At 68.8% G+C, this 16324-nt stretch carries 11 protein-coding genes and 2 pseudogenes; 11 read left to right on the forward strand and 2 right to left on the reverse strand.

Annotation, left to right across the window (positions count from 1 at the left end; translation table 11 throughout):
* On the reverse strand, positions 1-200 hold a 200-nt coding region (locus tag B207_RS41390), incomplete at its 3' end, for a DUF6444 domain-containing protein (protein WP_407671329.1).
* A 619-nt stretch (positions 201-819) separates the two neighbouring features.
* Between B207_RS41390 and B207_RS33805 the strand changes: the two are divergent.
* Together B207_RS33805 and B207_RS0113780 are read left to right on the forward strand one after the other, a co-directional pair.
* Positions 820-1702: pseudogene (locus B207_RS33805) on the forward strand (aldo/keto reductase).
* 572 nt (positions 1703-2274) lie between these two features.
* The gene (locus B207_RS0113780; RefSeq protein ID WP_026311035.1) at positions 2275-4104 is read left to right on the forward strand and encodes a flavin-containing monooxygenase; all 1830 of its coding nucleotides are present in this window, start codon (positions 2275-2277) and stop codon (positions 4102-4104) included.
* Between the two features lie 98 nt (positions 4105-4202).
* On the opposite strand, the gene B207_RS0113785 is transcribed toward B207_RS0113780, so the two are convergent.
* Entirely contained in the window at positions 4203-5453 is a 1251-nt protein-coding gene (locus tag B207_RS0113785; protein WP_018637134.1) for an acyl-CoA dehydrogenase family protein, read from the reverse strand.
* Between the two features lie 1275 nt (positions 5454-6728).
* Here B207_RS0113785 and B207_RS0113790 point away from each other — a divergent pair.
* From B207_RS0113790 to B207_RS38295, 9 genes and pseudogenes are all read left to right on the forward strand, one after another.
* Positions 6729-7592, forward strand: a complete 864-nt coding sequence (locus tag B207_RS0113790) for a phosphopantetheine-binding protein (protein ID WP_018637135.1) — start codon at positions 6729-6731, stop codon at positions 7590-7592.
* A 155-nt stretch (positions 7593-7747) separates the two neighbouring features.
* The gene (locus B207_RS0113795; protein WP_018637136.1) at positions 7748-9451 is read left to right on the forward strand and encodes a long-chain-fatty-acid--CoA ligase; all 1704 of its coding nucleotides are present in this window, start codon (positions 7748-7750) and stop codon (positions 9449-9451) included.
* Positions 9448-9894, forward strand: coding sequence for a hypothetical protein (locus tag B207_RS0113800; RefSeq protein ID WP_018637137.1), 447 nt, complete (start codon positions 9448-9450; stop codon positions 9892-9894). The genes B207_RS0113795 and B207_RS0113800 overlap by 4 nt, the downstream gene beginning before the upstream one ends.
* Positions 9895-9957: 63 nt before the next feature.
* Entirely contained in the window at positions 9958-11193 is a 1236-nt protein-coding gene (locus tag B207_RS0113805) for a cytochrome P450 (RefSeq protein WP_018637138.1), read from the forward strand.
* Between the two features lie 14 nt (positions 11194-11207).
* A pseudogene (locus tag B207_RS33810) lies at positions 11208-11600 on the forward strand (LLM class F420-dependent oxidoreductase); the annotation flags it as partial.
* A 10-nt stretch (positions 11601-11610) separates the two neighbouring features.
* Positions 11611-12612 (forward strand): LLM class flavin-dependent oxidoreductase, encoded by a 1002-nt coding sequence (locus tag B207_RS0113815; RefSeq protein ID WP_018637140.1) that lies wholly within the window; start codon positions 11611-11613, stop codon positions 12610-12612.
* A gap of 351 nt (positions 12613-12963) precedes the next feature.
* Positions 12964-13815 (forward strand): SAM-dependent methyltransferase, encoded by an 852-nt coding sequence (locus tag B207_RS0113820; RefSeq protein WP_154675335.1) that lies wholly within the window; start codon positions 12964-12966, stop codon positions 13813-13815.
* A 109-nt stretch (positions 13816-13924) separates the two neighbouring features.
* On the forward strand, positions 13925-14554 hold the full coding sequence (locus B207_RS0113825; protein WP_018637142.1) for a PaaI family thioesterase: 630 nt from the start codon (positions 13925-13927) through the stop codon (positions 14552-14554).
* Between the two features lie 258 nt (positions 14555-14812).
* Positions 14813-15643 carry an RICIN domain-containing protein gene (locus B207_RS38295; RefSeq protein WP_154675336.1) on the forward strand — a complete coding sequence of 277 codons (831 nt, stop codon included), beginning with the start codon at positions 14813-14815 and terminating at the stop codon, positions 15641-15643.
* Positions 15644-16324: the final 681 nt, after the last annotated feature.

Here is a 16324-nt window from a genome sequence, read left to right on the forward strand (position 1 = left end):
GACGACCGCGACGACCGCGACGGTGCCTTCGTGAACGGGCTGTCCGACGACGGCGGCTTCGACGACGTCGAACTGTCCGCACCAAGCCTGCGTTCGAGTTCAGCGACCCGGGCCGTCAGCCGCTCGATCAGCGCGGCCTGGTCCGCGACCAGGCGCACGAGCTCCTCGTAGCTCGGCTGACCCGCGGACTCCACCCCCACAAACTATCCGATCTTGACCCGCCGGCCGGCAACCAGCCGAACGATCAACAGACAAGATCCGCAAGACACCCGTTCAACCGAGCTGAACAGCTACCTTCCATCGATACCGGATTCCGCGGCCCGGGAGGATGACGCCTCCGCCACGGCACTCAGCGCGCCGACGACAAGTACACCTGCCGCGGCGGCTGCCACGGCACGAATAATCCTGCGATGATGCCGGTTCACGGGGCCCTCTCCATACCTTGGTACATGCTGACGAATGCGGTCAGGACGCGCTGACAAGATCAGAGCTCGGCCAGGATGGTCGCGCTATCCGTGGCACACCGTGCGCAGCCTAGGGGCCGAAGATGAACCGCTCCGGACCCTGGGGAAACCAGAATGCCTACATTTCTGCCCGATCAAAGGCCGGCGGTGCGTGCCAGGAACACCGCGTTACCGGGATCGGCCTTGCGGGCCCCTGATCCCCTGAGATTGACGAGCAGCAGACCGCAGCCCTGGCACAGCCCTGGTTACCGCCGGTTCGATATGTCTCCCCCTCGCCCGCAGCCGGTATGACCGATCACACGGAAGGACGGCGACCACAGCGAAACGCTCGGATCCAGGCGTAGGGAGAGCAGCTATGACGGCAGGCCGACAGGTCGGCATCCACCGCTCCGGGACCTTCGGTCTGGGCGGGAAGGTCGTGCACCGACTCGGGTTCGGCGCCATGCGCCTGGCCGACCCGGATATCCGGGGTCCCCCCCCCGCGGACCGGGACAACTCCGTCGGGGTCGCACGCCGCGCCGTCGAGCTTGGCATCGACTTCATCGACACCGCGGACGCGTATGGCTTCGGTGTGACCGAAGAGATCCTCCGGGAGGCACTGCACCCGTACCCTGATCATCTGTTGATCGCCACCAAGGCAGGCCACCCCCAGACGCGGCCTCGGGAATGGGTCTCTCTCGGCCGCCCCGAGTACCTTCGCCAACAGTGCGAGTACAGCCTGCGACGCCTGCGGGTCGACCGGATCGACCTTTTCAGCTTCATCGCATGGATCCTGAGGCCCCGTTCGACGACCAGATCGGCGAGCTGAAAGCACCGCAGGAGGAGGGCGGGATCCGAGCCGTCGGCCTGAGCGAGGTGGACGTCCCTCAGATCGAGGCCTCACGAAGGACAGTCGAGATCGCGAGCGTACACAACCTGTACAACCTGTACAACCTGGAGAGCCGAGGCTGGGACGAGGTCGTCGACTACTGCGCGCGCGAACGCATCGCTTTCATCCCCTGGTTCCCTGTCATGAGCGGGGACATGTCATCCGACAGTGCTGTCGCCGAGGTGGCGGCAGCGACGGGCGCCGCATCCAGGCAGATCGCACTCGCGTGGCTGCTGGCCCGCGCAGACGTGGTACTTCCAATCCCGGAACCTCGTCCGTCTCCCCTCTCGAGGAAAACGCCGTGGCCGCTCGGCTGGAGCTGAGCGCTGACCAGGTCGCAGCTCTCTCGGCGGCTCCGGTGACCCGGTAGTAGCCATCGCCCCACGGAAGCCGCCGTCGATCCACTCGGCGAACACCCTTGGCACTGCGCCCAGCCGGCGCACGTAGGCGCAGCTGACGACATGCGGATGCAGGCCGAGGGCCATCCAGGCCTCGGCCTCGCTGTCACGTTACGTGACGATTCCGACCGGACCAGGCCTATCGGACTCTCGTGGGCGTTGTCCATGCCCTCGTACGGCCGTGGTAGCGGTCGGTGGCCGGGGCGCAGGACAGGCGGGGCAGCCCCACCGCCGCGCAGGAGCTGCGCCAGGCGCTGGCCACCCGGGGAATCCACAACCGCTGATCAGTCGTATGGGCCGTTGATGGGTTCAGTCAACATTGCTATCCTTGCAAGGATACATGGCATAAGTCCGCGATGATATGACGTGCGGCGTGCCGCCGACGGCCAGCGACGGAGACGTGTCGGAACACCGGCGTCCGTACGTGCGGGGGGTCTCGACCGTGGTTTGTCACCGGTGCCGGCCAGCCGGCCAGCCGCGGAGCCGGCCATGACCGGATCCGCGGTGCTCAACAACACCCACGAGCAGGACCGAGGAATCCCCTATGCAGCCCTGTGAACCCACGAAAACCCCGGAAGTGGTCGACCAGGAGGCGCTTCACCAGAAGTACCTCGCCGAGCGCGACAAGCGGTTACGCCGCGACGGCCAGAAGCAGTACGTGGAGACCGTCGACGATTTCGCCGAGTTCTACGAGGCTGACCCGCACACCCCGGTCACGCCGCGCACGCCCATCGACGGCGACATCGAGGTGGTGATCCTCGGCGGCGGCTTCTCGGGTCTGATCGCCGCGCACCGGCTGCAGCAGGCCGGCATCACCGACTTCCGAATCGTGGAGCTGGGCGGGGACTTCGGCGGCGTCTGGTACTGGAACCGCTATCCGGGAATCCAGATCGACTCGGACGCCTACTGCTATCTTCCGCTCCTCGAGGAGACCGGCTACCTGCCGAAGGAGAAGTTCTCCCACGGCGACGAGTGCTATGAGCACGCACAGCGCGTCGGGCGCCATCTCGGAGCGTACGAGAAGGCACTGTTCCACACCCTGATCCGCTCGCTGGGGTGGGACGAGGAGATCCAGCGCTGGCGGATCGCCACCAACCGCGGCGACACGATCCGGGCCCGGTTCGTCATCATGTGCCAGGGCCCCTACAACCGGCCCAAGCTCCCCGGCATCCCCGGCATCTCCGACTTCCGCGGGCACACCATCCACACCGCGCGCTGGGATTTCGACTACACCGGCGGGAACCTGCACGGCGGGCTCGACAGGATCGCCGACAAGCGGATCGCCGTGATCGGCACGGGTTCCAGCGGCGTCCAGGCGATTCCGCACCTGGCCCGCGGCGCGAAGCACCTGACGGTGTTCCAGCGGACGCCGTCCTACGTCTTCGAGCGCTCCGACTCCCCGACCGACCCGGAATGGGCGGCGTCCCTGAAGCCCGGGTGGCGGGAGGAGCGCCAGCGCAACTTCCACAACGCGACCTTCGCCTTCTACTCCCCCGGCGAGCAGGACTGGATCTGCGACGCCTGGACGGAGGTCTCCCGCAACCTGGCAGCCCGCCTCAACGCCACGGACGGCTGGGGCGCGCTGGCCGATCCCGTGAAGTTCGCCGAGATGCACGAGGCCGAGGACTACCGGGTCGCGGAGCGGATCCGTCAGCGGGTCGACAGCGTCGTCACCGACCCGAAGACCGCGGAGGTCCTCAAGCCGTACTTCCGCATCCTGTGCAAGCGCCCGGTCTTCAACGACGAGTACCTGCCGACCTTCAACCGCCCGAACGTGACCCTCGTCGACGTGTCGGACGCGAAGGGCGTCGAGCGGATCACCGAGCGCGGGGTCGTCGCGAACGGCATCGAGTACGAGGTCGACTGCATCGTCTTCGCCAGCGGCTTCGAGATCACCAGCTCCCTCGACCGGCAGCTGGCCATCCAGCCGCTCGCCGGGCGCGAGGGCAGGTCCCTCTACGACCACTGGGACAAGGGCTTCCGCACGCTGCACGGCATCATGTCGCACGGCTTCCCGAACTACTTCTCGACCGGCTTCATCCAGGGCGGCGTCACCGCCTCCACGACCAGGATGTTCGAGCAGCAGGCCGACCACATCGCCTACATCATCGCGGCGGCGAAGACACGCGGGGCGACGGTCGTGGAGCCCACCGCCGAGGCGGAGGAGAACTGGATCCGCACCATCCGCGAGAACAGGATCGACAACACCAGGTTCGTCGGCGAGTGCACCCCCGGCTACTACAACAGCGAAGGCGAGACGAACGGGCGCTTCTTCCTCGGCGAACCGTACGGCCCCGGCTTCTACGCCCTCGAGGAGCTGCTGCAGGACTGGCGTGATGCCGGCGACCTCGCCGGTCTCGACCTGACCAGCTGACACCGCGCGATCTTGTCGGCCGGCCCCGCCACCCGTAGCGGTGGCGGGGCCGGCCGGACCAGCCCGGACCAGCCCGGGTCAGCCCGGGTCAGCCCGGGTCAGCCGGGCTGGCGTGCCGCGCGGGCGGCCGCCTGCCGGCGGATCTCGGCGCGGGCCAGGGCCGCCCGGTGGACCTCGTCGGGCCCGTCCGCGAAGCGCAGCGTCCGGATGCTCGCGTAGGCCTCCGCGAGCGGGAGGTCCTGGGACAGGCCCGCGGCACCGTGCGCCTGGATGGCCTTGTCGAGGATCCACTGCACCGCGGCCGGGGTCGCGATCTTGATCGCCTGGATCTCGGTGTGCGCCGCCCGGTTCCCGACGGTGTCCATCAGCCAGGCCGTCTTGAGGACCAGCAGCCGCAACTGCTCCACCCGCACCCGGGCCTCGGCGATCCAGTCGCGGATCACGCCCTGCTCGGCCAGCGGACGCCCGAACGCGACCCGGTTCTCCACCCGCTCGCACATCAGCGAGATCGCCCGCTCCGCGACGCCGATCGAGCGCATGCAGTGGTGGATCCGCCCGGGCCCCAGCCGGGCCTGCGCGATCCCGAAGCCCTGGCCCTGGGCGCCGATGAGGTTCGCGGCCGGCACGCGGGCGTTGACGAACTCCAGCTCCGCGTGGCCCCCGTGGTGGTGGTCGTCGTAGCCGAACACCTCCATCCCCCGGCGTATCACCAGCCCGGGGGTGTCCCGCGGGACGAGGATCATCGACTGCTGGTGGTGCCGGTCCGCATCGGGGTCGGTCTTCCCCATCACGATGAAGATCTTCGCGTCGGGATTCATCGCACCGGTGATCCACCACTTCCGGCCGTTGATGACGTACTCGTCGCCGTCACGCTCGATCCGGGTGGAGATGTTGGTCGCGTCGGAGGAGGCCACGTCCGGCTCGGTCATCGCGAACGAGGAACGGATCTCGCCGGCCAGCAGCGGCTCCAGCCACTGCGCCCGCTGCGCCTCGCTGCCGAACATCGACAGCACCTCCATGTTGCCGGTGTCCGGCGCGGAGCAGTTCAGCGCCGCCGGCGCCAGGCGGCCACCGTGGCCGGTGATCTCCGCCAGCGGGGCGTACTGCAGGTTCGTCAGACCGGCGCCGTGCTCCCCGGGGAGGAACAGGTTCCACAGCCCACGGCTGCGCGCCTCGGCCCGCAGCTCGGCCAGGACCGGCGGCCGCGTCCAGGCCCACCGCTGCCCCTGCTGCTCAAGCTCGGCGAGCTGCTCCCGGAACACCGGGTGCGCCGGCTCGACGTGACTCTCCATGAAGTCGAGCAGGTTCTCCCGCAGCTCCAGGGTCTTTGCGTCGAAACCGAAGTCCATCAGGGGTACTCCTCCTCGAGCACGGCGAACTGGCCTCGAGGAGCGTATCGACCCGCGGCGCCCCGGTCGTTGTTTGCCTGATCGGCGGCTCGAGGCACCTGACGGCATCGAGCGAGGTGCTGTCGTTCAGGGGTGACCGCGTCGGCCACCTCCCGCACCGGCGCGCATTCCCCGGTCACCCCTGAACGCTGCGACGACATTCCGGTCGCCACCTGATGACATCTACCGACCGCCCCGGGGCGCACCTCCGCGGCAACCCCGAGACAGCCGGGCTACCGGCAGGTCAGCAGGTGAAGCTGAGTGTCGGGGAGACCGCGCCGGCGACTACACCTCCGGAACTGGCGATTACTGTGGTTCTGAAAGTCCAGGGTCCAGTGTCCAGCGAGGAGCAGTCATAGGTCTGGTATTCGTACCAGTCCTGCTCGTTCACCGCCCCGACATGGCCGCTGTAGCTACCCGTCGAGAAGTTTGTCCAGGTACCGTCCAAAGCCAGCTTCTGGACGGAGATCGTCGCACTGACACTGATCTCGCCGAGAGAGTCGCAAACCACTCCTCCGTACCCACGGAGGGTCTGCTCGAACCCCGGAACGGTACTCTGCAGAGGTCGAAAGGCCTTGAGATCACAGGAGCCTCGGAAATCCACCTCGTTGTACGGCGTGCCCGCCGGCGGCGGACTCTGACCGTCCGCCCAGGCGGGGGTCATGGCGGTCGAGCCAACAGCCAGCGCTACCGGGCCAGCTGCGCCGATCGCGACGCGTCGCAACGTCTGTCCTCGCATGACACCTCAGTTCCTCGTGGTGTAGGTACAGGTGTTGGGCGCCCGAATCAAAACTGTAGGGAGAGATTTTTTTCCTGCCAAGACAATGGCATCTCCGATCAGCCTGCTCCAGGCGGAGCCCCTCGGGTTTCCCCAGGTCAGAAGCCAGAGAATCCGAACATGTGATTCACATCACATAGACGACCGCGGCGCAGACAGAGTTTGCTACCGCCCAGTCAGCGGCGCACGGAGAAACGCACCGGAGAGGAGGTAACCGCAGGTCAGAGGTTCATCGCCCGACACCCGACTGGCACCACTCCAACGTTCAGGGCCGGTCCAGCACCACTCGGAGAACCCAGACGACGCCCACCAGCGGAGTTGACGCAACACGACCCGGACGATCTTGAGTCGTGTTATACATGTCTGGCCGAGTCGCCGACGCACACCAGGACTCATATTCCCGGGTGCGGAGCGGGTATTCAACCTGCCCTTCTGACGCCTGACCGGTCGAGGAGCCCATGCTTACCAAGGACGCCTTCGAAGATCTTGTCAGCCAACGAACCGGTGTTCCGCGGGAACAGCTCGACAGCACTTCCCGGTTGGGAGCGGACCTGGGATTGGACTCGTTCGCCCTGCTTGAACTGATCGCCGCACTGACGGAACTCGATGTCGAGCTGAACGAGCGGGAGTGGGTGACGGTGGGGACCGTCGGCGACCTGTACGACCGGTACCGCGCAAGGGCCGAGCTCGCGACGCCCGCCGCTGCCGCGGAACCAGTCCCGGGCCGAGCGACAGCCGAACACGCTCCGACTTCCTCCGCAGAGCTCGGGCCACCTGTACTGGCCGGCCAGTTCTTTCGGCTCGTTCCGGTACTGCCGCCGGCGTTGCCTTTTCTGTACAGTCTGGCCGTCAGCCAGGACGTCGGCTTCCGCTGGCGTTACCGCGGTTCGGTACCGCCCTACCCTCAGTTCGAGCAGGAGCTGTGGCACGGCATGCTCGTCCAGTTTCTGGTGGAGTCCATCCAGACGAATCAGCCGGCCGGCCACCTGATCTGCTACAATGCCGATCTCAATCTCGGCCACGCCTACGTCGGTGCCGCCATGGCCAGCCCCTACCTTGGCACCGGTATAGCCGCGGAGCCGGTGCGCCTCTTCATCAACTACCTGTTCGATGTATGGCCGCTCCACAAGCTCTATCTGGAGATGCCGGAGTTCAACTACCAGCAGTTCGCCAGCGCCGGAGAGCGGGCGCTGCGAGTCGAGGCCCGTCTGCGTGACCACGACTACTACCGGGGGCGGCGCTGGGACCGGATCATTCTCGCCGCGTACCGTCCGGACCAGGAGATTCCAGCCGGACCCGAGAACTTCGCCAGCCCCTGCTGAAACCGACCGGCCGGCCCGTCCCACGCGCACGGCCTCCAGTAACGGATCACTGTCTTCACATCGCAGCACAGGTTTCCCATTCCCACCCCGTTCTTCCCCGGGCACCGGAATCGGCAGACCAGAACCTGTTACGCTCCTGAGAGGTATGACTTCTGGTGGTCGGACTGCTGGACGGAATCGACCGAGCCCGGCGCCAGTGCGGGCGGATCGTCTTTCTCGGCGCGGATTCCGAGGACGTTCTCGGCTGGTCGGAGTTCTTCACCGAGGCAGAACGCGTGGCTGCCTGGTTGCAGGGTGCGCGAGGCATCGGTCCCGGGCGCCGGGTTGTCATTCTCGCCCTGCCGGAACGATCGATGGTCACCGCCGTGGTGGCCGTATGGCTGGCGGGCGGCGCTGTGAGCTGTGCACCGACACCGGCGCGGACAGTTGATCTCGCGATCTATGCCGAACAGACCCGCGACCGAATCGCCGCACTGGGCGATCCCCTCGTCGTGCTCGGATCTCCCTACGAGCATCTAGCCGACACGCTGATCGCCGCAGATGCGCGGGTCGATTTTTTGCACGACGTGTTGACGGCGGATCCGACCGGGGTGTGGCAGGAGCCGGAACTCACTCCGGCCGATCCCGCCGTTCTCCAGTTCACCAGCGGTACGACCGCGGTTCCGAAAATCGTCCAGGTCAGTCACGGGAACCTGGCGGCGAACATCGTGGCTATCCGTGACCGGATCCGGCACGACGAGATCCACGGCAGGCTGCTGACCTGGCTGCCGCTGTCACACGACATGGGCCTGATCGGTGCGCTCGCGGTGCAGCTGACGTGCGGAAACTGCGATGTGCTGTTGGGCTCGCCCACGGACTACCTCGCCGCGCCGTCGTCCTGGCTGCGCAACGCGGCACGTCACCGGGCAACGGTTCTGATGGGTCCCGCATCGGCCTACGCACTTGCCGGCCGGTTGCTCGCGACCGGGCCGACGCTGGATCTGTCGTCGGTGAAGGTGGCGCTGTGCGGCGGGGAGCCGATCGAACCCGAAACGATCGAACGGTTCCTTGATGCAGCGGCCCCCCACGGATTCGACCGGAATGCGTTCCTGCCTGCCTATGGCCTGGCCGAGGCGACTCTCGCCGTTACCATGCCGACGGCCCCGGGCATGCACACCGACACGGTCGACGCAGGCCTCCTCGCGGATCGGCGGGTCGCCGTTCCCGCCATAACCACCACCGAGGTCGGGAAGGCCCGGACCCGTCGGCTGGTCCGGCTCGGGCCGGCGCTGCCCGGCCTGCAGATCCGAATCGTGGACCCGGAGACAGGCCAGGAGTGCCCGGAGCGGTCTGTCGGCGAGATCCACATCCGCGGCGCCTCCGTCACTGCGGGTTACCTCAACGACAGGGAGGCTGCCGGCCCCGCAGCGACGCCCCGGGCGGACAGCCCGGATCACTTTGCGGTCAGGCGAGCCCCGGGCGGGTGGCTCGCGACGGGAGACCTGGGGTACCTGCTCGACGATGATCTCGTCGTCTGCGGCCGGGCAAAGGATCTGATCATCATCGGGGGCCGCAACCTGCACCCCGAGGAAGTCGAGCAGGCGGCGTCCCGTGTCTTCGGTGTCCGGCCCGGCAACGTCGTCGCCTATGCCGCTGCCCGTGCCGACGGCGCGAGCACTGACGGGCTGGCCGTCGCGGTAGAGAGCAGACCCGGCCATGGTGATTCGCGCATCCGCGACGAGGTCGCTGCCGCCGTGCTCGCCGCAGTGGGGATCCGGCCCGCCCAGGTACACGTGCTGCCACCCGGCAGCATCCCGAAGACACCCTCCGGCAAGCTCCAGCGCGCCCAGGCCGCCCTGATGTTCAGGAGCAGAGGATGAACAACGGAACGGTAGGCAGGCGGGAAGCCGCCACCGTCGGTGCCGGGACGACCCTCGACGTCATCCAGGCGGTCACCACCGCCGCGGACCGGGTCCACGAGGCCTGGGCCGTCGACGACGACAGGCGCCATGGCCTGCTCGCCGAGGTCTGTGCCTCCGACGTCGCCTACGCGAACCCGCTGAAGAGCTCCACCGGTACGCAGGCTCTCGCCGAGCTGATCGCCGAGCTGGCCACCGCCTACCCGGGCTACGTGCCGGCGCGCACCTCCGGTGTCGACGGCCACCACGGCACCGCCCGCTACGAGTGGGTGCTGCGCGACCGGGCCGGCCAGATGGTGCTCGGCGGCATCGAGATCGTCCGTTTCACCCCGGACGCCCGACTGAGCTCGATCGTCTCCTTCTTCGGCCAGCCGCCCCGGCCTGTTTACACCTACCAGGCCTGACCCGCCGTGCCACCCGTCGAGGCCGGTCCGCACAGCGACCAGTCGCCCGATGCAACGGCGCCCGTGTGGCCGTCGAGCCGACGCTTCCGGGACGCGTCGCCGGACAGCAAACTCGCCTATCTGCGTCGACTGCGCGACGACCCGACGCTGCATCTGTTCGACGAACCTCCCATTCCGGGCCTCGCCCGCGGCAAGGGCTACCGCGCGCTCACCCGCCACGCCGACCTCGTCGAGGTCTCCCGCCGCCCGGCCGACTTCTGCTCAGGGCTCGGCACGCTGTGGGTCAACGACCTCGGCCCCGCCTTCAACGAGTTCTTCGGTTCGATCATCAACCTCGACGACCCTCGTCACGGCCAGCTCCGCCGACTCGTCGCCGCGGCGTTCACGCCGCGCACCCTGCGCCGCCTGCACGACAGTCTTGACCGCCATGCCGCCGCAACCGTCGCCGCCGCCGCACGGCGACGGGACCTGGACATCGTCGCCGACCTGGCCACGCCCTTCCCGCTCGCCGTGATCTGCGACCTGGTCGGTGTTCCACCCGGCCACCGGGCCGACGTCCTGGCTGCCTCCGACGTCATCGTCTCCGGCGGCGACCCAGAGCTCGTCCCGGACCAGCAGGACCCGATCAGTGCCTTCCTCGCCGCCGGCACAGCCCTGGCCGATCTGGCTGCCGACCTCGCCGAGCACCGCCGGCGCAGGCCCGCCGACGATCTGCTCACCACACTCGTCCAGGCGGACGTCGACGGCATCCGCCTCACCACCTCGGAGGTCGCGTCCTTCTTCGTCCTCCTGGCCTTCGCCGGCCAGGAGACCACCCGCAACGCGATCAGTCTCGGGCTGTGGGCGCTGCACAACGCCCCCGCGGTCCGCAGGGCCTGGGCCGCCGACTTCGACCGGCTACGCCCCACCGCTGTCGAAGAGGTTCTTCGCTTCACCACACCCGTCGCCACGATGCGCCGCACCGCCACCCGCGACATCACCCTGAACGGCCACCACCTTGCCGGAGGTGACAAGGTCCTTCTGCTCTACGCGGCGGCCAACCGCGACGAGCGCGTCTTCCCCGACCCCGACCGGCTCGACCTCACCCGATCCCCGAACCCCCATCTCGCCTTCGGCGGCCCAGGTCCCCACTTCTGCCTCGGCGCACACCTGGCCCGGGCCGAGATCGCCGCGATCCTCCGGGAGATCTTCCATCGCCTGCCCGACCTCACCATCACCGGTGAGCCGGAGTTCCTCCGGTCGGTCTCCGTCAACGGCGTCAGAAAACTCGAGGCGAGAACGGGTCGGCGCGGACCGTGATGTCACGAGCTCGGGTCGACGTCACGGAACCCGGGCGCTACCGGCGCCCGCTGGCGGCGATGAGCCGGTTCCTCGACGGTCTCGACGCCGCCCACCCGCCGGTGCCCGCCGGCGCACGGGTACTGGCCGCGCTGGGTCCGAAGATGCTGGACCTCGCGGCGGCACGGGCCCGTGGGGCGCATCCCTACCTCGTGACGCCGCAGCACACCCGGCTCTCCCGCGAGGCACTGGGTGACGGGGCACTTGTGCTTCCCGAGCAGACCGTGATCCTGTGCGGCGGGCGCGACGAGGCGCGGGTGGACGAGCACCGTGCCGCCGGCACCGATCACGTGGCCCTGCAGGCACTCGCACCCGGCCAGGGCGCATTTCCCCGCGAGCGGTGGCGGCGCTTCACGGCACTGCTGTAAACAGAATTCCATGTCGGAATCGAGCACGTTTGAGCTGTCCTGCGGGCTTCCGCCGGGCCCGGACTTCGCGGATCTCGCCGTCCTCGCCGAAGAACTCGGCTACGCGCGGGTCTGGATCTTCGACTCGGCTCCGTTGTGGGAGGACCCGTTCGCGCACCTCGCCCTGGCGGCTGTGCGGACGAGTCGGATCGGTCTCGGCACCGCGGTCCTGATTCCCACCCAGCGGGCGGTCATGACCATGGCGTCGGGCATCGCGACCATCGCCCGCCTCTCCGAAGGTCGTTTCCGCGCCTGCTTCGGCACCGGCTACACCGCCCGCATGACCATCGGCCAGCCGCCGATGCCGCTCGACGCCCTCTTCGACTACGTCGCCTCGATCCGCCGGCTGCTCGCCGGCGAGACCATCCTGCTCGACGGAAAGGCGGCCCGCATGCTGCACGGGCCTGGCCTGACCGCGCCACGGCCGGTCGACGTCCCGCTGTGGCTCAGCGTTCTCGGCCCACGCGGCAACAGGCGAGCCCCCGAAGTGGCCGACGGCACGATCGGCCCGCCACACCCCGCACTTCCGACCGCCACGATGGTCACCGGCACCGTGCTCGATCCGGGCGAGGATCCCCACTCGGCTCGCGTCCGGGAGGCGGTCGGCCCCTGGCAGGTCGTCCGCTGGCACACCGCCTATGCCGTCGGCGGGCCCGCGGCGGTGGACGCCCTGCCGGGAGGAAGGCAGTGGCGCGAGGCCCTCGAAGGCCTCGCCCCCGCCGACCGACGTCATCTGCTCACTTTCGAGGGGCATGTCACCCACCTGACCGAGCGGGACCGCCCGTTGCTGGATCACCTTGACCTCGACGCCCTGGTCGGAGATCTCACCAGCATGGTCGGGGAGGCGGCCGCCGTCCGGCAGAAGCTCTCCCGCCTCGCCGAGGCTGGTTTCCGCGAGGTCATGTACCAGCCCTCCGGCCCCGATATCGCCCGCGAGCTGCGGGCCTTCGCCGAGGCCCGCCCGGCGAGGTAGCACCGACTGCCGGTGTATGGATCGCCTGGCCGGTTCCCCGCCCGGCCGTGCTCGACCGATCGGGCGTGGACCGGCGAACCGCCATGACCCGTCTCGGTCGGGCCGCGCTTCGGGACCAGGGAGCGGTTCCGCCGGCAGGTCGCTGCCGTTGTGCCACGTTGAGGGAACGAGTCGGCATAATAAGTGACATTGCACCTTCGTGCTACCCCGCTCGACCGGCGGCCGGTGGCGCCCTGCCGGCCGGCGGGGCCGGCCCGCGCCGAATGGTCACCGCGGCGGGCACGATGGCGGGCGCCACCCGGCCGCCCGGCAACCTGTGGGGCGGGTGCGACGATTGTGAGAGGGCGGGCTGTGAGCAGCGAACCGAGGCGCGTTCTTCGCTGGAACCGGCTGGTTGACCATGTGGAGCCGGTGGACCTGCGGACGGACGTACCGCACTCGGCTCGGGTCTACGACTACTTCCTCGGCGGGAAGGACAACTTCCCCGCCGACCGGGAGGCCGCCGAGCAGACGCTGGCGATCTTCCCGGACATGCGGACCGGGGCACGGGAGAACCGGGCCTTCCTGCACCGCGCGACCCGCAAGCTCGTCGGGGAGCTGGGCCTTCGGCAGTTCATCGACATCGGCACCGGCATCCCGACGTCGCCGAACCTGCACGAGGTCGCGCAGGAGAGCGCCAAGGACGCCCACATCGTGTACGTCGACAACGACCCGATCGTCCTGGCGCACGCCCGGGCACTGCTCACCGGTTCCGCCCAGGGCCGCACCGCGTACCTCGACGCCGATCTGCGCGAGCCGGAGAAGATCCTGCGCTCGACCGAACTGGCCGAGACGCTCGACCTCGACCAGCCGCTCGTGCTGTCGCTGATCGCCGTGCTGCACTTCATTCCCGCGGCTGACGACCCGTACAACCTCGTCCGCCGGTACACCGAGATCCTGCCCTCCGGCAGTTACGTCGCCCTCACCCACGCCACCGGGGACTTCGCGCCGGAGGCGGCAGCGAAGGTGTCAGCCACCTACCAGGCGCGCGGTATTGCACTGACGCCACGCTCCCGGTCCGAGATCGAGGATTTCCTCACCGGCCTGGAACTCGTCGACCCGGGTGTCGTGCCGGTGCACCGGTGGCACCCGGAGAAGAACACGGGCGAGGAACTGGCCGACGACCGTGTGAACGTCTACGGCGTCCTGGCCCGCGTCCCCTGAGCTTGTCCGCCGGGCCCACTGCCGCCGGTCGGCGCACCGGCCGGCGGCAGTCCGACAACGCGAGGAATCGAGCCACACCTCCCGGCCCGATTTTTGGGACGCTTGGGCGGTGACGGAACCCTTCACTGATTTACCACCCGGCGTACCGGCTGTTCCCGCACCGGACAGGGGCGCCGGCCTGCCCGGCGGCCCGGACTTCGGCCGGTTCGTCGACAATCTGCGCCACCTGCTCGATGTCGTGACCGACGCCTGCCCACCGGCCGAGGTGATGACGCAGGTCGCTGACGAGTTCGCACAGATCAGTGCACGGCTGGCGCCGTTCGCGGTCGCGGAGTCCGAACGGGCGACCGGGCTGCGACTGGATCTCGCGGGCCGCGGCCAGACGATGGCGCCCGTCGTGCTGTGGGATGTGCGCGCCCGGGACCGGGCCACCTGCCGCGTGACGTTCGGCCGGCACTACGTGACCGTGAACGGCGCGGTTCACGGCGGTGCCATCCCGCTGGTGTTCGACGAGGTGCTGGCCGTGCTGGCCAACGCCAGCGGCGCCTTCGCCCGGTCGGTGTACCTGAACGTGAACTACCGCGCGCTCACTCGGGTCGGCGTTCCCCTGCGGGTGGAGGCGACGGTCGACCGTGTCGAGGGCCGCAAGCTTTTCCTCACCGGCCGACTTTTTGACGGCGACACGTTGTGTGCGGAGGCTGAAAGCCTGTTCGTCCAGCTGAGAACCGGTCAGCACTGAAGCGCCCGGTCAGCACTGAAGCGCCTGGCCGGTCCCGAGGCGGCCGACGCCTGTCCAGGGCACTGGTTCACGGCAATCCGGTGCAACATTTGCGCCAACGTTAACCGGATTTTCCTGGTTTCGCCACCGAAAGTACCGCCTTCTCTTCCGTTTCGCGTTTCTCGCACCCTCGAATGTCTGATCTCAGCAGAGATTTGGTCTAATAAGGTTGCTTTCGGTGGCTCGATGGGATTGTGGACGCGGGAGAGGAGAGGCGTGGTGCCTGCTCGGAGACCGGATGTCCGGTCGAGCCGGTGGCAGGCGGTCACCGTTTTCACCGTCCTGCTCGGCATGGCCGCCGTGGTTGTCGGCGTCATCGCGGCCCGCGGCGCCCAGTCGTACTACTCCTGGGATGGAGGCACCCCGGCAGCATCGGCCGAGCGACCGGTGGGCGGGGCGTTCCGCGAGTCCCGCTCGCCGCGCCCCTGGCCCACGGCGAGCGGGCCGGCGGTCGTCGGCACGCCGAGCCCGCCCGCCCCGATGACATCCGCGCCCCCTCCGACCGGCGGACCTGACACAGCGACAGCGTCCGCACCGGTCACCCCCTCGGGCCGTCAGGTCGCGGCGAGCCCGCGGGCCTCCGCGGGAGACGCTCCGCAGGCCCAGGGCGGGGCGCTCCCACCCGCCGCCGCGCCCGCTCCCCCGCCGGCCGCTCCGGCCGCCACCACGCCGCCCGCGGCCGTTGCCGGCACCTCCGCCTTCGTGCACGGAGCGACCGGCCTGTGCCTGGACAGCGACGGGACGACCTACATCCACGCCCTGAGGTGCAACGGCAGCGCCTACCAGCAGTGGACCGTCAGGGGGCTCGGCCCGGTGGTGATCACCCATCGGCCGACCGGCGTCTGCCTGGACAGCAACGAGAACGGCGCCGTCTACGCGATCGACTGCAACGGCGGCGCCTACCAGAAGTGGACGATGGCCGCGAACGGCGACGGCTCGCTGAGCCTGGTGGACGTCGCCACCGGTATGTGCATGCAGAGCAACGGATCCGGCGCGCTCACCACGACCGGTTGCGACGGCGGGGCCTACCAGCGCTGGCGTCGCGGCTGATGCCGTGCCCTGGAGGGCGTCTCACTACGCACCTGCGTGGATTTCCCAGAAGGAATCCGCCGCTGAACGCGGAACCACGTAACTGCCGTTCGAGATGCCGACGGAGATAACCGATCGTTTCCCTGACATGTGCATCCTGCATGTGCCGGGCCCAGTACCCACGCCGCCGTCACCGCCTGCCGTCACCGCCTGCCGTCACACTACGAAGTCAAACGTGTACCTACCACACCGATCGGGCGGTGGCACTCCCGCCACGCTGGGCGACGACGCGGACCAGGCAGCGGAACCGGCCCCGGTAGCCGGCAGCGGTTCACCCCGCGCTCGAGGTCGACCCCGCGACCTGACCGAGTGTCACCAGCAGGACATCGATCTTCGCCCGAGCCCGCCACCCGACGGCGACTCCGGTCGTCGGCGACCTGTTTCCGCAGTTCCACCCCCGGAGCCATCCAGGACACAGGACCGCCGACCGTGCCCCAGTCGCCAGGCCGACCAGCGCCGGTGGCACTTTTGGGCAGCGCCCGGCCAGGGCGACTGTGACCGCGTCACCACAGGAAGCCAGCCAACCTGACGCTGGTGGGCGGAGCGAACGCGCATTTTTGATCTTGCCATACGGGTGGACCTGTCACCTTTGGCCGTCAGGCGAAAGCGGAGGGTGGTTGCTGGGTAGCGTTCGCCCTGCCT

The organism is Parafrankia elaeagni (assembly GCF_000374165.1).
Classification (GTDB): Bacteria; Actinomycetota; Actinomycetes; order Frankiales; family Frankiaceae; genus Parafrankia; species Parafrankia elaeagni.

What these genes read in the sequence shown, in the direction of transcription:
- B207_RS0113790 (WP_018637135.1), top strand. Translation starts at nt 6,729, where the DNA reads ATGCTTACCAAGGACGCCTTCGAAGATCTTGTCAGCCAACGAACCGGT.
- B207_RS0113800 (WP_018637137.1), top strand. Translation starts at nt 9,448, where the DNA reads ATGAACAACGGAACGGTAGGCAGGCGGGAAGCCGCCACCGTCGGTGCC.
- B207_RS0113780 (WP_026311035.1), top strand. Translation starts at nt 2,275, where the DNA reads ATGCAGCCCTGTGAACCCACGAAAACCCCGGAAGTGGTCGACCAGGAG.
- B207_RS0113785 (WP_018637134.1), bottom strand. Translation starts at nt 5,453, where the DNA reads ATGGACTTCGGTTTCGACGCAAAGACCCTGGAGCTGCGGGAGAACCTG.
- B207_RS0113815 (WP_018637140.1), top strand. Translation starts at nt 11,611, where the DNA reads ATGTCGGAATCGAGCACGTTTGAGCTGTCCTGCGGGCTTCCGCCGGGC.